Below are 1,131 nucleotides of genomic sequence, written 5' to 3'. Positions count from 1 at the left end.
GATTGGGTCAGGAAAACCCGTTTGGCGGCAAGGGAAACGCTGCCGGTTTCTTCTAAAGCCAGCAAGGTTTTGAGATGACGCAATTCGATAATAGAGTCCATGTGTTTTCAGACGGCCTGTGGGTAAGGTGGTGTATATTAAAATAATTCATGATGATGTGCAAATGATTAATGTTGGGAATGATTGCTGAAATCGGAATGTAAGAATTTGAGGCATAAACAGATTTTGCGGTTAGAATGCGAAGCTGTTTTTGAAGATAGATATAAGGAGCGGAATATGGCTTTACGCCGCGAAATTCTGGCCTGGTGCGATGAGACATTGCAGGTCTGGCTGTTTAAGGACTATGCGCCCAACGGTTTGCAGGTCGAAGGCAAAGAAGAAATTGCCAAAATCGCCACTTCGGTTACCGCCAGCAAAGCAGCAATCGATTTTGCCGTAGGGCAGGGGGCGGATATGCTTTTGGTTCACCACGGCATGTTTTGGAAAAGCGAGCCTGTCACGATTACCGGTTGGAAAAAAGCACGCATTGAAACCTTGCTGCAATACCAAATCAATATGGCGGGCTACCACCTGCCGCTGGACGCACACCCGCAATTAGGCAATAACGCACAGTTGGCTGAGAAACTCGATTGGGTGCTCGAAAAACAATTCGGCGAGCAAAACCTGTTGAATACAGGCCGTCTGAAAACCACGCAAACGTTGGCGCAGTTGTCTGAATGCATTGAGGCGGTATTTGACCGCAAGCCGACCGTTATCGGCGATCTTGAACGCGAAATCAAACGCATTGCCTGGTGCAGTGGCGGTGCGCAGGGATTTTTTCAGACGGCCGTAGACGAAGGTGTCGATGTGTATCTGACCGGTGAGATTTCCGAAGCGCAATATCATCTTGCCAATGAAACGGGTGTGGCATTTATCAGTGCCGGCCACCACGCGACAGAACGTTACGGCGTCCGCGCCTTAGGCGATGCTGTGGCAGAAAAATTCGGTATTGAAGTGGTTCACTTTGATGAAAACAACCCTGCCTGAGTATTGAGCAATATCATAAAAACTTTACCTTATTTTAAATAATGCTTTGAGTATTACAACAAACTAGGTAGAATTACGCTGTTTAATGGCTCGGTATTCCCAAAA

Annotated in this window: 2 protein-coding genes; one reads left to right on the top strand and one right to left on the bottom strand. The window is 47.1% G+C overall.

Annotation, left to right across the window (positions count from 1 at the left end):
• Window positions 1-101: LysR family transcriptional regulator (locus ACTHUM_RS14890; RefSeq protein ID WP_440403276.1), on the bottom strand; the 101-nt coding region annotated here is incomplete at its 3' end.
• Between the two features lie 175 nt (window positions 102-276).
• On the opposite strand from ACTHUM_RS14890, the gene ACTHUM_RS14885 reads away from it, so the two are divergent.
• Window positions 277-1,026, top strand: coding sequence for a Nif3-like dinuclear metal center hexameric protein (locus tag ACTHUM_RS14885; protein ID WP_070695281.1), 750 nt, complete (start codon window positions 277-279; stop codon window positions 1,024-1,026).
• Window positions 1,027-1,131: the final 105 nt, after the last annotated feature.

The organism is Neisseria sp. P0021.S006 (assembly GCF_051956895.1).
Note: the sequence above shows the minus strand (reverse complement) of the source record. Positions and strands in the feature narration are given on the sequence as shown.

What these genes read in the sequence shown, in the direction of transcription:
- ACTHUM_RS14885 (WP_070695281.1), top strand. Translation starts at nt 277, where the DNA reads ATGGCTTTACGCCGCGAAATTCTGGCCTGGTGCGATGAGACATTGCAG.